The organism is Bacillus cereus, from assembly GCF_025917685.1.
Taxonomy (GTDB): domain Bacteria; phylum Bacillota; class Bacilli; order Bacillales; family Bacillaceae_G; genus Bacillus_A; species Bacillus_A cereus_AT.
Map to the genome: position 1 here is coordinate 2115764 of NZ_CP089518.1, position 19497 is coordinate 2135260.

Below are 19497 nucleotides of genomic sequence, written 5' to 3' on the forward strand. Positions count from 1 at the left end.
AAAATAAGATGAAACAGACGGAGCAATGGACTTCGAAATTAGGATTTATAATGGCTGCAGCAGGATCAGCAATTGGACTTGGCGCAATATGGAAGTTTCCTTATATCGCTGGGAAGAGCGGGGGAGGAGCATTCTTTTTAATCTTTATATTATTTACTGTGTTAATTGGACTACCACTACTAATAGCTGAATTTATGATTGGACGCAGTACACAAAAACAAGCAGTTGGAGCATTTAAAAGTATTGCACCAAATACAGGGTGGCACTGGATTGGACGCCTTGGCGTTGGAACGTGTTTTATATTACTTTCGTTTTATAGTGTTGTAGGTGGATGGGTACTAATTTATTTATTCAGAGGAGTAACTGGACAGCTTATTACTCCGGGACAAAATTACGGTTCGTTATTTACTGAAACAATTGGAAATCCGGTTTGGGCTATTATTGGACATTTCGCTTTTATGTTCATTACGATATGGGTTGTATCAAAAGGTGTACAAAATGGCATTGAAAAAGCAAGTAAATATATGTTGCCAGCATTGTTCGTTTTATTTGTCGCTCTTATTGTTCGCTCACTAACACTTGATAATGCAATGGAAGGTGTGAAGTTTTTCTTACAACCAGATTTTTCAAAGATTACTTCAGAAAGTATTTTGTTCGCAATGGGACAATCATTCTTTGCGATTAGCATAGGGATTTCGATTATGGTTACGTATAGTTCGTATTTAAATAAAAAAGAAAGTTTACCAAAATCAGCAGTTACGATTGTTGGATTGAATTTATTCGTATCTTTATTTGCAGGCCTTGCTATATTTCCAGCAGTATTTTCATTAGGAATGGAGCCGACAGAGGGGCCGGGCTTACTATTTATTGTATTGCCATCTGTATTTAGCCAAATTCCATTCGGAGGATTGTTCTTAACGGTATTTCTTGCGCTATTTACATTTGCGACATTAACCTCGGCATTTTCTCTACTAGAGACGGTTGTTTCAGCATTAGCAAATGGTGAACAAGAAAGAAGAACAAAACTATCATGGATCATTGGTTTCTGTATTTTCTTAGTGGGTATACCATCTGCGTTATCATTTGGAGTATGGAGTGATATTACGATTTTTGGGAAGAATATTTTTGATGCAGTAGACTTCTTATCTAGTAATATTTTAATGCCGCTCGGAGCGCTATTTATTAGTATTTTCGTATCATTCAAAATGGAAAAGAAAGTGTTAGAAGCAGAATTTTTTGTAGGTGGAAATTACGGAAAGAAAGTATTTACTTGTTGGGCATTTTTACTTCGATTTGTAGCGCCACTTGCAATAATCATCGTCTTTTTAAATGTAATAGGAATTATTTAACATTAAATGTTATAATATTCAGTAAAAAAGAAGGTGATGATTATAAAGGCGAATTTGATAGAAACTGGGAAATACATGCATATTAGAGGGAAGAAGATATACGTTGAAACGCATGGAAATCCTAAAAATAATCCAGTCTTATACTTACATGGTGGACCAGGAGAAAGTTGCTATGATTTTTCATATCATCAAGCGGAACGTTTAAAAGATTTTTTATTTGTAATTATGATAGATCAAAGAGGCGTTTGTCGCTCAGAAGAAATTACTGAGGACGAGGCTTTTGGATTAAAAGATTTGATTGAAGACTGTGAAGAACTAAGAAAAGTATTACAAATTGAGAAATGGTCTATAATTGGACATTCTTTCGGTGGATATTTAGCATTGTTATATGCAAGGGCGTATCCAAATTCAATAGAGAAAATAATATTTGAAGGGCCGACTTTTGATTTTGCATTAACAAGTAGGGCTTTATTACAAAAGACAGGGAGTTTATTAAAGAAGTACGGAAAAGAAGAAGCGGCAGAAGAGTGCCTAGCTTATTCATCTAGTAATGCTAGTTCAGAAGAATTGCTAGAAGCTTATATAAGATTAAGTAATGAATTAGAAGAAAAAAGAATGGAGATTTACAATTATAAGGAAGATGAGACAGACGATAGTTTATATAGTGACGAAGAGTGGGGAGTATTTTCGAATCGTTCCAAAATCCATTTCGATAGATTAAAATCAGAGGGAGCATGTCATACGTCATTATTATCTAAAATAAAAGATGTACAGAATCCAATGTTATTAATAGTAGGAAAATATGATGTAGTAACGTGTGAAAAGCAAATTGAAGTATTTAATCGAGATGCTCGAAATGGTAAGTATATCGTGTTTGAAGAGAGTGGTCATACGCCACATTATGAAGAAGCAGATCGCTTCGCTGAAACAGTTATTCATTTTTTGAATTGAAAAAGGAAAGGGTGCTTCTAATAATGAGAAGCACCCTTTTTAAATTTCGGGATAAGTGATTGTAATGTTGGGCCATTTGCTTTGCCAATTCTTTTTCATAACTCTTTTTTTGTACATATGTATTCGTTCTTTCGTTTCAAGAAAATGAAGTGTAGGTTTCACTTGTAATGAGAGCACATCTTCAATTCCGCATGGAGACGTTAATATGACATTGTTTTGTTCGTCAAGCGTAACGCCTAAAGCAGTTGCTGTTTCAGGAAATTTAGAAATAGCATCAACAGAAGAAGAGTATGGCGGCATTCCATTCACTACATGCATGCGAGTTTGATTTTTTACTGACCAAGGGATAGAGGCATCCATCTTCGTCAGCTTCTGTTCTAATGATTGTTCATATACCTCATCTTTATGTAATGGATCAAAATAAATGACATCGACGTCGGGTGTAGCTGTTCGTACTTCGTAGTTATGTAAAGCATCCCAAATTTTAGAACGGACAAATCCAGCGCAAACCCACCAATCAGGTAGCTCTAGTGATTTTGCCATTTGTAATACATTCATCATCCATTCGTCGTTTTCTATTAAGTGAATTAAATCTTGCTCTGTTTTTATATTCATTGATAAATACACCTTCCTTGTAGATTAATGCATCAGCTCAATAATCCATAAAATCCAGTAAGCACCTGGTACAAATAAAAGTTGTGCTAATAAGGTGCCGAGAAGTCTAGAAATCATTAGCCAACCATACATTTTACTCATTGCATCGGCACCCTTTTCTGATTGTAAAGCTCGTTCTGTTAAAAGAGCAATGCGTGGATCGAGTAGCACTGTTAATAAAATGGTAGCAAAACCATTAACTAGACCAGAAGCTGTACTTGCATTTGTTGCGTAATCTGGGTTTAAAAAGGAAGCGTAAAGGGCTGAAAGTACCCCCGCTGTATAAATTGCAGTAGCAAACATGTTAATAAGCATAATACGCTTTGGGATACCACCGATCCTCATTCGATGAATCATTTCGAATTTAGGGAAGCGTACATATTTTTTTGTGTACTTTAATTTTTGAATGTTATTTGTCTTCATCATTCGAATGAATGAACCATCTGTTTCAAAGTTTTGAATGACGTATCCAAATAGCTTTGTCAAAGTTGGATAGAGTATAATCGCGAGCAAAGTACCGACAGAAGCAGATAATAGAACGAGCCGTATAATATGCTCTAAATTAATAGAAGAATCTAGTTTTGCTTCATCGACAATACCACCGATTAAAAAGGCTTGTAGTAAGTTAGATGTTCTTGAAATAAGCAGTACCATTCCTACGACGGATAAGGCAACGGCAATTTTTTTTAAACGTACACCAGCTAATCGAATACTATAAGAGCTAGTTTCAACCGCGTGGATAACAATTGTGAAAGCCATAATAAAAATTAATGTAATTGACATTTGATTCACCAGTTTCTATTAAATTAAGTATAACTTTTTCACTTTATCATATCTTTTGTGATTTTGTAACTGAAAGTATAAGGATTAGAAAAAGTAATTTTCTGAAAAGTTAAATCGTGATAGTATAGTAAAGGGCTAATTAGGAGAATGGCTTTAATGGGGTACATATAAAATCAGTGGGGGAATTAAATATGTATAAAACATTTCTATTTGACTTAGATGGAACATTAACGGATCCGAAAGAAGGGATTATAAATTCTGTTCTATACGCGTTAGAAAAAATCGGGATTGAAGAAGTAAATATAAGCGAGTTAGATTCATTTATCGGTCCACCAATACAACAGTCTTTTATAGATAGATATAATATGAACGAAATAGAAGTAGAACGAGCAGTATTTTATTTTCGCGAATATTTAAAGCGAAGTGGTTTATTAGAGAATACAGTATACGATGGAATTCCAACTCTATTGCAAGAATTAAAGGATGCTGGCAATCGTTTGTTTGTAGCAACATCAAAACCTACTGTATTTGCGAAACAAGTAATAGAGCACTTTCAGTTAACAACTTTTTTTGAAGAGATTGTAGGGAGTAATTTAGACGGGACAAAAATAAAAAAGGAAGAAATAATTGCTCATATTTTACAAACAAATGAAGAACTTAAAAAAGAAGAAATGGTGATGATTGGTGATAGAAAGCATGACGTAATCGGTGCGAACAGTAACGGAATTGCTTCAATAGGTGTATTGTATGGATATGGTAGTGAGATTGAATTGAGTGATGCTGGGGCGATTCATATAGTGAAAGATGTCGAAGAATTACAAAGATTTTGTATAGAGAATAGTACGATAAAACTATAGAAATAGAACCTAGAAATCCCTTTATAACATATGACGATGAAATCGTTTTTGTTTAAAGGGATTTTACATATGTAATCGAATACTATAATTAGACAATTTTAGCATGAAAAATTTGTAATAAAGTGAAACTTTGATCAGTGGAGGCTTTTTCCATCCTTCACAAATTATCAGCCCTCACCAATCGGGATTTTACGGGCAGTTGATATCCCGCCTAGCTTCCGCGCATTTGCTGAATTTTAAGGCGGGAGTCTTACTGCCCGCAAATAGCGGGATAAAAAGAGGAGGAATGTCATGAAATAAAAGGGTTTGAAATCCCAGTAAAAGTTCGTTATTAAAAGATTGAATTTTCAGTTTAAAAGGAGGGTTATAATTGGAGCTAGTTATTATTTTATTAGCACTTAGTTTACTCATGTTTGTAGCATATAAAGGATTTTCTGTAATATTATTCGCACCGATTTTTGCATTATTTGCGGTATTTTTGACAGAGCCTAGTTTTGTATTACCTTTCTTTTCAAATATTTTCATGGAGAAAATGGTAGGATTTATTAAATTATATTTCCCTGTGTTTTTACTTGGAGCAATATTTGGAAAAGTAGTAGAAATGTCAGGAATCGCTGATTCCATCGCAAAGACCATTGTAGAGTTAGTTGGAGAAAAACGTACAATTTTAGCGATTGTTCTAATGGGGGCTATTTTAACGTATAGCGGTGTTAGCGTATATGTAGTGGTGTTCGCTATATTTCCGTTTGCGGATAAGTTGTTTCGACAAGCGGATATTCCGAAGCGTCTAATCCCTGGAACGATTGTTCTTGGAGCAGTAACGTTTACAATGGATGCGCTACCTGGATCACCACAAATTCAAAACGTAATACCTACAACCTTTTTTAAAACGGACATTTATGCTGCGCCGATACTTGGTATTGTAGGGGCAATTTTTGTTCTTACATTAGGTTTACTATATTTAGAGAGTAGACGTAAGAAGGCAAAAGCCGCAGGAGAAGGGTATTTTGGTTTTAATGATGGAAATTCTGAAATGGCAGCATCTTTACAATTAGAACAAAAAGATATGCCGATACTAAGCGGTATTGAAATCACAAGAGTGCAACAGGTGATTGCGTTTGTACCACTTATTTTAGTAGGTGTAATGAATAAAGTTTTCACAATCATGATACCGAAGTGGTATCCGAATGGCTTTGATTTCTCAGCTATTGGTATGAAAGCATTTGGAAAAGTTGAATTAAGTGCAGTAGTTGGAATTTGGTCTGTAGAATTGGCACTTATTATAGGGATTCTATCAATACTTTTATTATATTGGAAACGGGTAGTAACTGGATTTCAAGCTGGTTTGAATACAAGTATTGGTGGAGCGCTACTTGCAACAATGAATACAGGAGCTGAGTTTGGGTTTGGTGGTGTTATTGCCGCACTTCCTGGCTTTGCGATAATGAGAGATGGCATTTCTGCAACGTTTACTAACCCATTAGTAAATGGGGCAGTAACGACGAATATTTTAGCTGGAATTACAGGTTCAGCATCAGGCGGAATGGGAATTGTGTTAAGTGCGATGGGGGATAAATTTATTGCTGCAGCAACGCAATATAACATTCCATTAGAAGTTATGCACCGAATTGTATCAATGGCGTCAGGCGGAATGGATACATTGCCGCATAATGGTGCAATTATTACAATATTGACGGTAACGGGATTAACACATAAGCAATCATATAAAGATATTTTTGCTATTACAGTTTTGAAAACGGTTGCTGTATTTGCAGTTATCACGTTCTATACTTTAACAGGAATCTATTAATAAGAGTTAATAGATGAAAAGAAAATATTAATTAGGATAAGAAGGGGTGGAGTACTTGCAAGAAGTTGCTGAATTTCGTATGCCGAAGTCTGTATTATATGGGAGAAATTCGCTTGAAAAACTAGGAGAGCAATCAAAGAAGTTAGGGAAAAGGGCTTTTATTGTGAGTGATACAATTATGGAGAAATTAGGGTATGTTAAAAGTTGTATTAAGCAATTAAATGCGAAAGGGATTACTGTTAGTACATACAATAAAGTGAACGCTGAGCCTACAAATATACACGTATTAGAAGCTTTATCTATTTGTAAAGAAGGAAAATGTGATTTTATTATCGGTATCGGCGGAGGAAGTTGTATTGATGTTGCGAAAGCAATTGCAGTGTTATATACAAATGGTGGGGAAATTGAAGATTATGTACAAAAGGATGTTGAAATAGAAAAAGATCCGCTACCGCTTATCGCAATTCCAACAACTTCTGGTACTGGATCGGAAGTAACAAGTGTAGTGGTAATTACGAATAAAAAAACGGATGTAAAAATGATGATAAAGCATCCGAATTTCACCCCACAAGTAGCGATTATTGACCCGATTTTAACACGTTCGTTACCACCTCATATTACTGCAGCAACAGGGGTAGATGCATTATGTCATGCAATTGAAGCTTATTTTTCTAAAGTTTCACAACCTCTTACAGATGTTCTTGCTCTGTCGGCTATTGAAAGCATTATGAAATATTTACGTATCGCATATAAAGATGGAGATAATATGGAAGCAAGAGAAGCAATGATGATTGCTTCATTGCAAGCTGGGATCGCTTTTTCAAATGCATCGGTTACATTAGTGCATGGTATGTCTCGTCCAGTGGGAGCATTATTCCATGTACCACATGGAATATCGAATGCAATACTATTACCTACAGTTTTAGAATATACAAAAGCGAAAGCCGTAAGAAGATTAGCTGACATAGGACATAACTTAAACAAAGATTTGTATTCTCATTCTGATGAAGAAGTAGCCAACTACACGATTGCTGAAATTAAGAAACTTTGCTTTGATCTTCGTATTCCTAATTTAAGAGAATATGGAATTGGGGAAGTTGAATTTGAAAATGCTATTTCTAAAATGGCGAAAGATGCAATTGCAAGTGGTAGCCCAAGCAATAACCCGAGAGTTCCATCATATGAAGAAATAAAAGAATTGTATCGCAAGTGTTTTGATTATCAATATGAGCCTACTACAAGAGTTGTTTTCTGAATATTCTATAATTATTTCCATGGAAATGAATAATATTTCTATACATTCAATCGCATATAAAGGATGGGGATTTGATTTATTATAGTAATGAAACGTTATTTATTATATATAAATTACAGTATGAATTATCTGTTTGAAAATATTATTTTAAAGGAGAATATATGAAATTAATAGGTCTTATTGGCGGAATGAGCTGGGAGTCATCTACTGAGTATTACAAAATTATAAATGAAGAAGTAAAAATGAGGCTAGGTGGATTACATTCAGCGAAATGTCTACTTTACAGTGTTAACTTTGAAGAAATTGAGCGATATCAATCTGAAGGGGATTGGAATAAAGCGGGAGAAGTATTGGGAAATGCAGCTTCTTCTTTGGAGAAGGGTGGTGCTGATTTTATAATAGTTTGTACAAATACAATGCATAAAGTTATTAAGCATATAAAAAATAAAATCAGTATCCCGATATTACATATTGCCGATGCAACAGCGAAGGAAATAAAACAACATGGAATTCAATCAGTTGGTCTACTTGGGACAAAATACACGATGGAGCAGGATTTCTATAAATTACGTATAGAGGAAAATGATATAAAAGTAATCGTACCAACAGAAGAAGATAGAGAGACAGTCAATAAAATAATATATAACGAATTATGCTTAGGAAAAATAAACCAACAATCAAGAGAATATTTTAAAAGTGTAATGGAAGATTTAGTACAAAGAGGAGCAAAAGGCATAATATTAGGGTGTACGGAAATAGGACTATTAGTAAAACAGGAAGATTCATTAGTTCCTTTATTTGATACAGCGCGCATACACGCAATTGAAGCTGTGAATATGTCTTTGGAAAGTGAAGATAATTTTATTATGTAAACAATGATCGTGTGAGTGGAAAACATTCAGAAAATATTTTATAATGTAAGTGGTTACATTCAAGGGGGAATGCGGATGTTTTCAGTTCAACCAATCGCATTTGTACATAATGAAAGAAAGGAAATAAAAGATGATGAGTGGGGAGATGTAAAATCCTGTATTACTTTAACTGATATGTATACAGAGGAAAGTATACAAGGGATTGAAGACTTTTCCCATATTGAAGTTATTTTCTATTTTCATAAAGTAACAGATGAACAAATTCAATATTCTGCTAGACACCCTAGAAATAATAGTAATTACCCAAAAGTAGGGATTTTGGCACAGCGTGGAAAAAATCGTCCGAACCGAATAGGAGCGACAATTGTTAAAGTAATAAGAAGAGATGGAAAAACAATCGTTGTTGAAGGATTAGACGCAATTGATGGTACACCTATATTGGATATTAAGCCTGTTATGAAAGAATTTATACCGAGAGAAGAAATAATGCAGCCTGAATGGGCAACGGATATTATGAAACAATATTGGAAGGGGAATAAAGTAAAATGAGAATATATGAGGCAACAATTGCAGATTTAGATGGACTAGCATCGGTTTTTAATAATTATCGCGTATTTTATCGACAAGATTCCGATATTGAAGGAGCAAAAGTATTTTTACGAAATCGAATTGAGAGAAAAGAATCCATTATTTTCGTGGCAGTTGAAGATGGAGAATATATCGGGTTCACGCAACTATATCCATCATTTTCTTCTATTTCAATGAAAGAGTTATGGATTTTAAATGATCTGTTTGTACAACAGGCGAAGCGCGGAGCTGGAACAGGTAAAAAATTATTAGAGGCCGCAAAAGAATTTGCATTAGAAAATGGTGCAAAAGGTTTAAAACTACAAACAGAAATTGATAATTTATCAGCACAGCGACTATATGCTGAAAATGGATATTTAAGAGATAATCGTTATTTCCATTATGAATTAACTTTTTGAAATACACATAGTTAAATGAGACGTTTGCAAAGTGAAGACGTCTCATTTAATTTTTTATTGATGATTTAAAATCCAATTTGTAGCATCTTCAAAGTTTTCTGCAATGTAGTTTGGTTCAATATGTGCCCATTTATCTCGGAACGTATGTAAAGCATCATATCCAGCACCAGTTCGAACCAATATAGTCGTTGCATTTACTTTTGTCCCAGCAACAATATCCGTCCAGCGATCACCGATTACAGCGCATTTTGTTAAATCAAGCCCATGTTTTTCCGCTGCTTGTAGGAGCATACCTGTGCTCGGTTTGCGACATTCACATCCATCACCATGTTTATGAGGACAAAGGTAAATATCATCAAAACCAAACTCTTTTAATTCTTTCGCAAAATCATTCACGGTCGCTAGTCCATCTGCGATACCTGGTTGATTTGTAAAAGAGAAAAGCTTTATATTTTTTGCTTTTAATTTTTGTAGAGATTCTTTCGTAAAAGGAAATAATGTGAAAGAACCTGGATAATGTATTGTAGTATCACCACCAATTGTTCCGTCACGATCAATGAATATTGCTTCAATGTTTGTCATAGTTATAGTCCTTTCTTTGTACCAGTAGTTTAAAAATATTTTACAAATCGATACCCATTTACTTCATAGCCCAATTTTTCATAAAAGGGGTGTGCTTCTTTGCGGTTCATTCCACTAACAAGCCAAGTACCAATACAGTCATGCTCTTTTGCTAATTGTTCTGCATAATCCATTAACACTTGTCCAATACCTTTTCGACGTATTGTAGAATCAACACTAATAATTGAAATTTCTCCATAACGAGTTACATCTTCTAAATTTTCACGTATACGAAATCCTAGTAATCCAAAAATAGTATTATCTTCCTCATATACATATAAAAAATCAAAAGGGCTCATTTTTACGAATTGTAGACGATTCTTCATATCTTCATTAGAGATAGAGGATCCTTTTAATTCTTTTGTAAGAGAACAAAGTGAATCTATATCATCTATAGTCGCTTCACGAATTTGAACTGACATATGATCAACCCCATTTACTTTAAAATCTTCAAACATTAAATATTCTGTTAAAGTGTTTTTTTTCCTGCTACCGAAACAAATATTTTAGAAATGATATAATACTATATTAAGAGGGATATGTTATCATTTTCCTTGATTGTATTGTAAATGGAAAGAAGGGAAATGTATGCTAGAGGTGAATATCCGCTCAGCTGGATATGAAATTGGTGAAAAGACAGTTCGTGATATTGCATTTGCAATTGAAAAAGGCGAGTTAGTGGCTCTTATTGGTGCAAATGGCGCAGGAAAGAGTACGACAATTAAATCGATGCTCGGTTTGCTAGTCAATATGGATGCTGAAATTTCGTTTGGTGAAAAGAAAAATCCATATGCATATGTACCGGAGCACCCCACTTATTATGATTACTTAACTTTGTGGGAACATATTGAATTACTAATGGCTGCCCGTGGAAATGAAGTGGGAAATTGGGAGGACAAAGCAAGGAAATTATTACATACGTTTCGAATGGAAAAACATATACACGAATACATATCAAAGTTTTCAAAAGGTATGAAACAAAAGTCGATGCTTATATTAGCATTTTTAACAGAGCCAGATTTTTATATTATTGATGAGCCTTTTATTGGTTTAGATCCAGTAGCTACGAAAGAATTTTTGAATTATTTATATAAAGAAAAAGAGCGAGGAGCTGGAATTTTACTTTGTACGCACGTACTAGATACAGCTGAAAGAATTTGTGAAAGATTTTTACTCATTTCGCAAGGTACATTAGTAGCAGATGGGCATTTAGAGGCGATACAATCGTTAGCAGAAATGCCAGGAAGCACACTGTTAGATTGCTTCGATGCAGTTGTAAGGCGAGAGCAGCATGATTAAACAACAGTTTAATAAAAGGTTACGTCATGAATTGCAAAGAAAATGGAAGTCGATTCGTTCTGTTACAGATTGGACAGTCGCATTATATATTATTATTCCAGCACTTATATTTGCGGGGATTTACTATCGTTCACTATGGATGAAAGAATTATCGATGGAAGAGACCGTTTATTTTGGATTAGGCTTACTCGCGTTTTATTTTGTCACATTTTCAAGAGGAGTTCGCTCATTTTTTGAGCAAGCAGATAGCTTATTTTTAATTTCGTATCCAAATCATATGCAAAAATTAATGAGGCTTGGCATGATGTATACGTTTATTCGGATTGCGATAACGAACGTAATTGTAATATTTATTATGTTACCTATATTGATGAAAAGTATGGGAGCGACAAGTATACAAATCGTACTATTTTGGATTTTCTTTACTGTTTTTCGATTTATGCTATCGTTGTTGATGAGATTCATAAATGTACGTGTGGGGAAACGATGGGTTTTATGGATAGTAAAAGATGTTGTATTTTCTATTAGCTTAATTTTTTTTGGAATCAGTATATTTTTTATTTATAAAAATCCGTTGTACTCAGTATTATTTATCGGTCTAGCAGCTTTACTTACTGTAGTCTTAGTAAAAGAAAAGATGAATTATAAAAATTACTTTTTTAAAGAAGTTGAGAAAGAAAAAGAAGAAAGTATGCGCTGGATGAGAGGGATTATGCAAGTTGGTGGACATGCGGCGAAACCAAGTAGTTCGAATAAAAAACCGTGGATGTTCCCTCACTCTAAAAAGATATTAGGAAAAAAAGCGGATTCACGTATTATTGAATCTTTTTTAAAAGAATTTTTGCGTACAAGTAGTGCTTTAATGTTTTATGTTCAAATTGTTTTAATAAGTACTGTAAGCATTATCGTAACTCCGAAGTGGATAACAGCTATTATTCTTGTATTTGCTTTAATTGCTATTTCTCGCTATGCACGTGATTATTGGAATGAATTTACAAAGAAAATGTTTCTACACTTATATTGTGACGAAGGAAAATTACTATTATTAAGATGGAAGGCGGATCGTTATTTGCTCTTTCCAGCCGTATTCATATACGGGACGGTCATCCTTTCTCAGTTTTATTTATTGCCAGCAGTAATTATTGGGGTTATTTTTATAGTATTCATTGGTTGGATTGTATTTTTACCATAGAAAAAGAGCCGGAAACGGCTCTTTTTCTAGTCTGTAACACACTGATAAATAAAATATACTAAAAGGAGTATGCTTGCGGCGGAGTACATGGCATCTAAAGTCATTTGATCGCCTCCTTGTTGTTGTATTTATAGTGTATGAAATCTTACAATTTCATATTCAAGTGAAAAATATGTGAACGTTAACAAATTTGTAAAGTGCAAAAATTACAATCATTTTGTATAATAGAAGAAACAATCGTTATATAAAATATAATGAGCGAAAGGGGAGGGAACATAAATGCCAAATTGGTTTAGAAAAACCTTAGTCGCATTAATTACCGTATTTACATTTGGTCTAGTGACGCCTCCTTCCATATTACTTGATAATGCCAAAGCTGCGGACAAGCCTACGAGCACAGCTGGGCAACAAAATTTGGAGAGTACGTCCTATACATATGAAGAAACGAATGATAGGTTAACCACCGATACTTTTATTAATTATGCGATGCAAGAAGCAGAGAAGCAATCTATGCAAAAATTTGGCTCTAAAATTGGGCCTGTAATTGAAGATGAATTTAAAGATGTTGTATTACCTAAAATTGAAGAGGCAATTGCGGAACTTGCCAATGATGTGCCAGAAGAATCGTTACAATCATTAGCGATTTCTCAAAGACCAGCTGGCGGAAATAATGAAAAGATTTTTCATGTTTATGACACGAAAACAGGAAATGATTTACTGCGATTTCATGTGAGGAGAGATCATCCACCGCAAGATGGATATTATTTTAATTTCCACTATCATCGTTTTGATGATGGATACTCAGGACACCATGAGTTAGGAAATATTTATTGGAATACGAATGTGCCGCCGAAATGGCTGTCTTAAAAAAGAACAAGAGAAAATCTTGTTCTTTTTTTATATTTATGAAAGGGTAAGACATTTATGTTGTTGAATAACATATGTTTAGGAAAAAAAGCAAAGGGAGTATGGGGGATGCAAAAATACATTGTTTTTGACTTTGACGGCACATTAGTAGATTCACAAAATATATTTGTACCGATTTATAATCAACTTGCTGAAAAGCATGGGTATAAGACAGTTAGTGAGGAAGAAATTGAGCCTTTACGAAAATTAACTATGTCGGAGAGATGTAAAAAGCTTGATGTACCACTTTATAAACTACCTATATTAGCATTAGAGTTTTATAAATTATATCAACCCGCTATAAAAGATCTCGTTTTATTCCATGGGATGAAGGATGTATTAGATGAATTACATAAAAAAGGATACGGGATTGCGGTCATATCATCGAACTCAGAAGAGCATATTAGGACATTTTTACATAATAATGGCATCGGGAATATACAAGAAGTGTATTGTTCTAAAAACTTATTCGGTAAAGATAAAATGATTAAAAGGTTTTTAAAATCGAAAAAGCTAACAGAACAAGATATGTTGTATGTCGGTGATGAACAACGTGATATAGCAGCTTGTAAAAAAGCTGGTGTAAATGTAATTTGGGTTTCTTGGGGATATGACGTTATTGAAACGGTAAAAGGGGATGCGCCAGATTATATGGTCAATACGCCAATGGAAATAATGCAAGTAGTACAGGGAGCACATTCTTAATATGAATACACTTCGAGCAGGTATTCATCATATTGAATTTTGGGTAGCAAATTTAGAGGAGTCTATTTCTTTTTACGATATGTTGTTTTCAATAATTGGATGGAGAAAATTAAGCGAAGGAGCATATAGTACGGGAGAAAGTGAAATATATTTTAAAGAAGTAGACGAGGAAATTGTAAAGACGTTAGGACCGAGACATATTTGTTATCAAGCTATTAATAGAAAAGTAGTTGATGAGGTATCAGGATTTTTAGTCGATACTAATGTGAAGATTATACGTGGTCCTATCGAAATAAATCATTATTCGGATGGGTACTATACAATAGACTTTTATGACCCGAATGGTTTTATTGTAGAGGTTGCGTATACACCGAATGCGGAAATGTAAGGGGAATAGACATGAAGACAATTACAGCATGGCAAAACAATATACAAATAGTAAAAGATGCAGCAAATATTGAAGAAATCTCTAAAGGTTTCTCTCCTGATAAAAAATATATCATTACGACTACTGAAGATGAAAAGTATTTGTTACGGACAGGCGATATAAAAGAGTTTGAAAGAAAGAAAATAGAGTTTCAAATTTTGAATGAAATGCAGGAACGAAACGTGCAGGTACAAAGACCAATTGAACTTAGCATATTGGAAGAAGAAGGTTTATGCTATAGTGTTTTTTCATATTTAGAGGGGGAAGATGCGAAAAAGCTGTTGCCTACATATACGCCAAAAGAACAATATGAAATTGGTATAGAAGCAGGAAAAGATTTAGCAAAAATGCATGTATATGAAGCTGCCAAGGACTTACTGCCTTGGCATGAAAGAGCAATGGAAAAACATAGAAAATATTTAGAGGCATATAAAACATGCGGAATCAAAATAGAAAATGATGATAGAATTATTAAGTTTATAGATGAAAATGAAATGTATGTAAAGAACCGTCCGAATCGATTTCAACACGATGATTTTCATTTAGAAAATATAATTGTACGGGATGGAAAATATGTAGGTGTTATTGATTTTAATGGCTATGATTGGGGCGATCCACTGCATGATTTTGTAAAAATTGTATTATTTGCAAGAGACGTTAGTATCCCGTATTCAATCGGACAAATAGAAGGATACTTTAATGGTAGAATACCAGAGGAGTTCTGGAAATTGTATGCGGTGTACGTTGGCATGACGGTTTTCTCTTCAGTTGTTTGGTGTTTACGAGCAGCGCCGCATATGTTAGATGATATGTTAGAACGTCTTACTATAGTTTTAGAGGATCATAAAGACTTTGAGTTATCAAAGCCAATTTGGTTTCAGCCAGAAAAGATTGATATGAAATAGAAAAGGTAGGTGTGATTCACATCTACCTTTATTTTTTACCATTCTTCGTTTTGAAGCAGTTGTAATGCTAACTTTAAATCCACATCTTCTTGTATATGTTCCGGAGTCCAAGGGATATGTATATGCGGTTGTATACCAATTCCGGACATTCCTTCGCCTTTATCTATAATAGAAAGCCGTGAAGTAGGGTAGCAAAGAGCAAATGTATCAACCCATTCCATTACTGCTAAATTAGAATAATCATTTACACCAGCGGTAGGGCGACCTATTACTTTCACTTTAGATGATTTTTTTGCTACTTCTACAAAGGAGTCGCCGGAGCTTGCGCATGTTACGTCTGTTAGTACTAATACTTTACTTGGCATTTTTCTTCCGTGTATTTTTAATGATTGAAGTTCTTTTGGTAACCCAGAAGTATCAAATGTAACGAATCCTTTTTTATAATTCTTTTTTAAATCTTGAATAAACATATCAGTGAATAATCTTGAAAGTTCGTCTAAAGAATCATAATCTTCATTTTCGAAGTCTTTCATTCGTAAATGAAAGTTTCTTTCTGTATGATTTAATTGCATTGTATCCGAAGAATCGAAAAGCGAAATCTCTTTGTCTTCAAATAAGTACGGAAGTAAGTTGAAAAAAACGTCATCACTTCCACCGAGATTCATTCGGACGTCTATAATTAAGTTCGGAAAAGAATCAAGCTCGTTTTTGTATGTATCTATTAATTGATTAACAGCTTCAGTATTTGTGAAGTCTGTCAAAGTAATTAAGAGTGTATCTTCATTATACTTTTCTAATGAATAGTTAGGCGTGTAACCGATTTGTTTATACTTTTGTAAAGGAATAGTTTGGGTTACTCCATTTTCATCTATAATTGTACAATTGGATGACTTCGATAAAGCATAGTCCCATTTTTCACGATCATAGGTAGTCTCATTTAAATATTTTTTATATTTTATTAATAGCTCAGGAATTTTTATGTTATCTAATGCAAGAATAGTCTGTCCTTTTTTCACTCGTTTTTCTTGGTTAGCTGATGTAATGTATAACCGATCTTCATATCGTTTAACTTGAAACCCAACACTATTAAGTGGTTGTTTTTTTGTAGTCATTTTGAAAAACATATGATTATCTTTAAAGTCTAATAAGTAATCTCCTACAATTTCAGTAAATTGTACTGGTGTTAACTCTCCATGTTTCTCTAATCGTTCAATCTTATGTAAATATGTAGTAGGGTCGTCCCATCCTTTTTTATCGAGAAACCCCGAATAATCGTGGTGAGTAATTGAAACAACTTCTTTGAAAATTTCTGTGTACACAACTTTTCCTCCTTATAATTTGATTAGTCGAATAAAAGAATTCTGTACTGTACCCTTATTATCCTTTATTTGGATGTGGGAAATTAAATGAAGTGGCATAAAGTACAGGAGAAAGTGAAATGTATTTTAAAGAAGTAGACGTGGAAAGTGTAAGGACGTTAGGACCGAGACATATTTGTTAGCAAGCTATTAAAAGAAAAATGGTCGATGAAGTAGCAGAGTTTCTTTCCAATACTAAGGTGAAAATAATGCGTGGTCCAATCGAAATGAATCATTATTTGGATGATTCATTTCGATTGATTTTTACGATTCTAATGGATTTATCGTAGAGGTTGTGTATACTCCAAATGCAGAAATGTAATGAGAAACTTGACGTTTACTTTATAATATAAAAAGGGGGTGGAATATTGAAAGTCAGGCAAGGAAAATATGAAGAAATAAAATTACACGATAGAATTCCAGGAATGGTTGAATATATAGAGGACACAATGTTACCTACTGGTTTTCACTATTATATTCCTCCGCATTGGCATAGAAGTATTGAAATTAGTCTAGTCGTATATGGAGAAGTTTTCTTGTATGTGAATGGGCAAAAAAAGAAAGTATCCGCGGGTGAATTTATTTTTGTAAATAGTGGAGATGTTCATGAATTTGAAAAAGTTGAAAATACAAGTTGTGCAGTCATGATGCTAATTATTTCTTATGAATTTCTTAAAGAGCTAAATGAAGATTTTGATAAATATAGATTTAATATAAAAGAATCAGTTGTTCAGAAAACTAACCTCCAGCAAATGTTTTATGAATTAAAGGGGTTAGTCACAAACTCTGATGATTTAACTTACATAAAAATTAATAGTTTAATTTATGAAATTGTTTATATTCTATTGCGATATTGCAAAGATGGGGAGAATATAAACAATGATTTTCAACTTGAAAATAGACAGAAAGAAATAATTACGTATATTTACAAACATTATGATGAGGAACTAAAACTGAAAGATGTGGCTAAACATTTTTTTGTAAGTGAAGAACATTTTTCACGTATGTTTAAAAAATCATTCGGATCAAATTTCACCACTTTTTTAACGAGATACAGGCTCTATAAAGCGTATGAAGATATTATTAGAAGTACAAATTCTATACAAGATATAGCGCTGAAACATGGATTTCCAAATGTGAAATCATTTATTTCACAGTTTAAAGACAAATATGGATATACACCATTACAGTATAGGAAAAATATCATATCAAAAAATGACTATAATCGAATCAAATATGAACAACAATAAAAATACGTTCCATGGTACATTTTGTACATGGAACGTATTTTTATTTAGTAAACGGGAAGTTATATAATCCCGAATAATGAAAGCGCTTGAATTTAGAGGGGAGAAATATTAGATGACTAGAAAATATGACTTAGACTTATTAGAAAAAATTCAAGAAAAACAAGAAACCATCAATGTGAAGGGGGCAAAAGTCTTAGTAAAAAACATACCAGATTGTGATGAAAAAGGAGCGATGGATCCACGCCTTTATAAGGATACGAAGGTTCAAATGAATGTAATGAGGTTTATGCCTAAAAATATGATGAAAATGGATGCTTCTGAAAAATCGGTAAAGAATATGCGAAAACAATTTAATGGAATTAAAAGTGTTCCAATTGTCACTAAAGACATAAATATTGCGCATAAAACAGTGAAAGCGGAAGATGGCTATGATATACCTATAAGAATTTATAACAGTAGTACTAAACGAGAGAATGCACCAATTTTATACTTTATTCATGGTGGCGGATTTATGGCAGGATCACCTGATGTGGTAGAAGAACTTGTGAAATTGATAGTAGAAAAAACAGATATACTAGCCGTTTCTGTGGATTATCGATTAGCTCCAGAAAATCCTTTTCCAACTGGGCATACAGATTGTTACACTACTCTAAAGTGGATTTATGAGAATGCTGGCACATTAGGCGGTGATAAGAATAATATCTTTGTAGCAGGTGATAGTGCAGGAGGGAACTTAACACAGTATTGTACAACTAAAGATTTGGAAGATGGTAGGAAGTACGTGAAGGGACAGTTGCTACTGTATCCTACAATTAACATGTGTGATTATGAAGATGAGTTTTATTCTTGGAGTATAGATAAATATGAAATTGCTCCAAAGTATAAAAAAGGATTAGAAAAAATGCTTAATATTATGCATTCAATGGTTGGAGGTATGTCAGAAGTACTTGGTACGAAAGAAATTAATTCTAAGTATTTAAGTCCATATGTTGATGTATCCTCAGACTATCCAAGTACATTTATTACGGTAGGAGAGCATGATTTTTTAATGATAGAATGCTTAGCTTATGCAGCTAAATTAACTAACAAAGGAGTTGATACCGAAACAGTTCTTTATCGTGGTTTAGGGCACGCTTATGGAGATAACGTAGGTGTCTATCCTCAAAGTGAAGATTTAGCAATTGAAATGGGGAATTTTATATTAAAGCATAGTGGAAAGTAGGGAGCATGATGAAAAATAGAAAAGTGATATTAATTGCTAGCTTTGCTATTTTACTATGTATCTTTGCATTTACAGACTTACAAATATCCAATAGT

The 19497-nt window shown here is 33.7% G+C and carries 21 protein-coding genes and 1 pseudogene; 17 read left to right on the top strand and 5 right to left on the bottom strand.

Going from position 1 to position 19497, the window contains the following annotated elements; genetic code table 11:
• Positions 1-8: 8 nt before the first annotated feature.
• Entirely contained in the window at positions 9-1349 is a 1341-nt protein-coding gene (locus LUS72_RS10960; protein WP_098361868.1) for a sodium-dependent transporter, read from the top strand.
• Positions 1350-1385: 36 nt separating this feature from the next.
• The gene (locus LUS72_RS10965) at positions 1386-2300 is read left to right on the top strand and encodes an alpha/beta fold hydrolase (protein ID WP_264448940.1); all 915 of its coding nucleotides are present in this window, start codon (positions 1386-1388) and stop codon (positions 2298-2300) included.
• 39 nt (positions 2301-2339) lie between these two features.
• On the opposite strand, the gene LUS72_RS10970 is transcribed toward LUS72_RS10965, so the two are convergent.
• Positions 2340-2915, bottom strand: coding sequence for a nucleotidyltransferase family protein (locus LUS72_RS10970; RefSeq protein ID WP_097831920.1), 576 nt, complete (start codon positions 2913-2915; stop codon positions 2340-2342).
• A gap of 24 nt (positions 2916-2939) precedes the next feature.
• Positions 2940-3737, bottom strand: a complete 798-nt coding sequence (locus tag LUS72_RS10975; RefSeq protein ID WP_097831921.1) for a lipid II flippase family protein — start codon at positions 3735-3737, stop codon at positions 2940-2942.
• A gap of 191 nt (positions 3738-3928) precedes the next feature.
• On the opposite strand from LUS72_RS10975, the gene LUS72_RS10980 reads away from it, so the two are divergent.
• From LUS72_RS10980 to LUS72_RS11005, 6 genes are all read left to right on the top strand, one after another.
• Positions 3929-4594: an HAD family hydrolase gene (locus LUS72_RS10980; protein WP_097831922.1), complete on the top strand. Its 666-nt coding sequence runs from the start codon at positions 3929-3931 to the stop codon at positions 4592-4594.
• Between the two features lie 370 nt (positions 4595-4964).
• A complete protein-coding gene (locus LUS72_RS10985) occupies positions 4965-6404 on the top strand; it encodes a GntP family permease (protein WP_264448941.1) in 1440 nt (479 codons plus the stop codon).
• 55 nt (positions 6405-6459) lie between these two features.
• Entirely contained in the window at positions 6460-7659 is a 1200-nt protein-coding gene (locus LUS72_RS10990; RefSeq protein WP_264448942.1) for an iron-containing alcohol dehydrogenase, read from the top strand.
• A 161-nt stretch (positions 7660-7820) separates the two neighbouring features.
• The gene (locus LUS72_RS10995) at positions 7821-8531 is read left to right on the top strand and encodes an aspartate/glutamate racemase family protein (protein WP_097831926.1); all 711 of its coding nucleotides are present in this window, start codon (positions 7821-7823) and stop codon (positions 8529-8531) included.
• Between the two features lie 75 nt (positions 8532-8606).
• Complete coding sequence (locus LUS72_RS11000; RefSeq protein ID WP_264448943.1) at positions 8607-9080, top strand: SAM-dependent methyltransferase; 474 nt, start codon at positions 8607-8609, stop codon at positions 9078-9080.
• Positions 9077-9517 (top strand): GNAT family N-acetyltransferase, encoded by a 441-nt coding sequence (locus LUS72_RS11005; RefSeq protein ID WP_097831928.1) that lies wholly within the window; start codon positions 9077-9079, stop codon positions 9515-9517. Before LUS72_RS11000 ends, LUS72_RS11005 begins: the two co-directional genes overlap by 4 nt.
• A gap of 54 nt (positions 9518-9571) precedes the next feature.
• Here LUS72_RS11005 and LUS72_RS11010 read toward each other — a convergent pair whose 3' ends face one another.
• Together LUS72_RS11010 and LUS72_RS11015 are read right to left on the bottom strand one after the other, a co-directional pair.
• A complete protein-coding gene (locus tag LUS72_RS11010; protein WP_097831929.1) occupies positions 9572-10099 on the bottom strand; it encodes an HAD-IIIA family hydrolase in 528 nt (175 codons plus the stop codon).
• A gap of 29 nt (positions 10100-10128) precedes the next feature.
• Positions 10129-10560 (bottom strand): GNAT family N-acetyltransferase, encoded by a 432-nt coding sequence (locus LUS72_RS11015; protein ID WP_071745283.1) that lies wholly within the window; start codon positions 10558-10560, stop codon positions 10129-10131.
• 166 nt (positions 10561-10726) lie between these two features.
• Here LUS72_RS11015 and LUS72_RS11020 point away from each other — a divergent pair, with 166 nt between their 5' ends.
• From LUS72_RS11020 to LUS72_RS11045, 6 genes are all read left to right on the top strand, one after another.
• Positions 10727-11437, top strand: coding sequence for an ABC transporter ATP-binding protein (locus LUS72_RS11020; protein WP_264448944.1), 711 nt, complete (start codon positions 10727-10729; stop codon positions 11435-11437).
• Complete coding sequence (locus LUS72_RS11025; RefSeq protein ID WP_097831931.1) at positions 11430-12629, top strand: ABC transporter permease; 1200 nt, start codon at positions 11430-11432, stop codon at positions 12627-12629. Before LUS72_RS11020 ends, LUS72_RS11025 begins: the two co-directional genes overlap by 8 nt.
• 279 nt (positions 12630-12908) lie before the next feature.
• On the top strand, positions 12909-13496 hold the full coding sequence (locus LUS72_RS11030; protein ID WP_097831932.1) for a YpjP family protein: 588 nt from the start codon (positions 12909-12911) through the stop codon (positions 13494-13496).
• Between the two features lie 108 nt (positions 13497-13604).
• A complete protein-coding gene (locus LUS72_RS11035) occupies positions 13605-14240 on the top strand; it encodes an HAD family hydrolase (protein ID WP_097832041.1) in 636 nt (211 codons plus the stop codon).
• A gap of 1 nt (position 14241) precedes the next feature.
• Positions 14242-14628, top strand: coding sequence for a VOC family protein (locus LUS72_RS11040; RefSeq protein WP_097831933.1), 387 nt, complete (start codon positions 14242-14244; stop codon positions 14626-14628).
• Between the two features lie 11 nt (positions 14629-14639).
• The gene (locus tag LUS72_RS11045; RefSeq protein ID WP_264448945.1) at positions 14640-15572 is read left to right on the top strand and encodes an aminoglycoside phosphotransferase family protein; all 933 of its coding nucleotides are present in this window, start codon (positions 14640-14642) and stop codon (positions 15570-15572) included.
• A 35-nt stretch (positions 15573-15607) separates the two neighbouring features.
• Here LUS72_RS11045 and LUS72_RS11050 read toward each other — a convergent pair whose 3' ends face one another.
• Positions 15608-16891, bottom strand: coding sequence for a S41 family peptidase (locus tag LUS72_RS11050; RefSeq protein WP_098361872.1), 1284 nt, complete (start codon positions 16889-16891; stop codon positions 15608-15610).
• Positions 16892-16938: 47 nt separating this feature from the next.
• Here LUS72_RS11050 and LUS72_RS11055 point away from each other — a divergent pair.
• The 3 genes and pseudogenes from LUS72_RS11055 (at position 16939) to LUS72_RS11065 (ending at position 19402) form a co-directional block, all read left to right on the top strand.
• Positions 16939-17252: pseudogene (locus tag LUS72_RS11055) on the top strand (topoisomerase IV).
• 46 nt (positions 17253-17298) lie between these two features.
• Entirely contained in the window at positions 17299-18180 is an 882-nt protein-coding gene (locus tag LUS72_RS11060) for an AraC family transcriptional regulator (RefSeq protein WP_097831936.1), read from the top strand.
• A gap of 112 nt (positions 18181-18292) precedes the next feature.
• The gene (locus LUS72_RS11065; RefSeq protein WP_097831937.1) at positions 18293-19402 is read left to right on the top strand and encodes an alpha/beta hydrolase; all 1110 of its coding nucleotides are present in this window, start codon (positions 18293-18295) and stop codon (positions 19400-19402) included.
• The last annotated feature ends 95 nt before the right edge of the window (positions 19403-19497 follow it).

Bases quoted from the DNA above. Each gene is read 5' to 3' on its own strand.
- LUS72_RS10960 (WP_098361868.1), top strand. From the start codon at position 9: ATGAAACAGACGGAGCAATGGACTTCGAAATTAGGATTTATAATGGCT.
- LUS72_RS10965 (WP_264448940.1), top strand. From the start codon at position 1,386: ATGATTATAAAGGCGAATTTGATAGAAACTGGGAAATACATGCATATT.
- LUS72_RS10970 (WP_097831920.1), bottom strand. From the start codon at position 2,915: ATGAATATAAAAACAGAGCAAGATTTAATTCACTTAATAGAAAACGAC.
- LUS72_RS10975 (WP_097831921.1), bottom strand. From the start codon at position 3,737: ATGTCAATTACATTAATTTTTATTATGGCTTTCACAATTGTTATCCAC.
- LUS72_RS10980 (WP_097831922.1), top strand. From the start codon at position 3,929: ATGTATAAAACATTTCTATTTGACTTAGATGGAACATTAACGGATCCG.
- LUS72_RS10995 (WP_097831926.1), top strand. From the start codon at position 7,821: ATGAAATTAATAGGTCTTATTGGCGGAATGAGCTGGGAGTCATCTACT.
- LUS72_RS11000 (WP_264448943.1), top strand. From the start codon at position 8,607: ATGTTTTCAGTTCAACCAATCGCATTTGTACATAATGAAAGAAAGGAA.
- LUS72_RS11005 (WP_097831928.1), top strand. From the start codon at position 9,077: ATGAGAATATATGAGGCAACAATTGCAGATTTAGATGGACTAGCATCG.
- LUS72_RS11010 (WP_097831929.1), bottom strand. From the start codon at position 10,099: ATGACAAACATTGAAGCAATATTCATTGATCGTGACGGAACAATTGGT.
- LUS72_RS11015 (WP_071745283.1), bottom strand. From the start codon at position 10,560: ATGTCAGTTCAAATTCGTGAAGCGACTATAGATGATATAGATTCACTT.
- LUS72_RS11020 (WP_264448944.1), top strand. From the start codon at position 10,727: ATGCTAGAGGTGAATATCCGCTCAGCTGGATATGAAATTGGTGAAAAG.
- LUS72_RS11025 (WP_097831931.1), top strand. From the start codon at position 11,430: ATGATTAAACAACAGTTTAATAAAAGGTTACGTCATGAATTGCAAAGA.
- LUS72_RS11030 (WP_097831932.1), top strand. From the start codon at position 12,909: ATGCCAAATTGGTTTAGAAAAACCTTAGTCGCATTAATTACCGTATTT.
- LUS72_RS11035 (WP_097832041.1), top strand. From the start codon at position 13,605: ATGCAAAAATACATTGTTTTTGACTTTGACGGCACATTAGTAGATTCA.
- LUS72_RS11040 (WP_097831933.1), top strand. From the start codon at position 14,242: ATGAATACACTTCGAGCAGGTATTCATCATATTGAATTTTGGGTAGCA.
- LUS72_RS11045 (WP_264448945.1), top strand. From the start codon at position 14,640: ATGAAGACAATTACAGCATGGCAAAACAATATACAAATAGTAAAAGAT.
- LUS72_RS11065 (WP_097831937.1), top strand. From the start codon at position 18,293: ATGACTAGAAAATATGACTTAGACTTATTAGAAAAAATTCAAGAAAAA.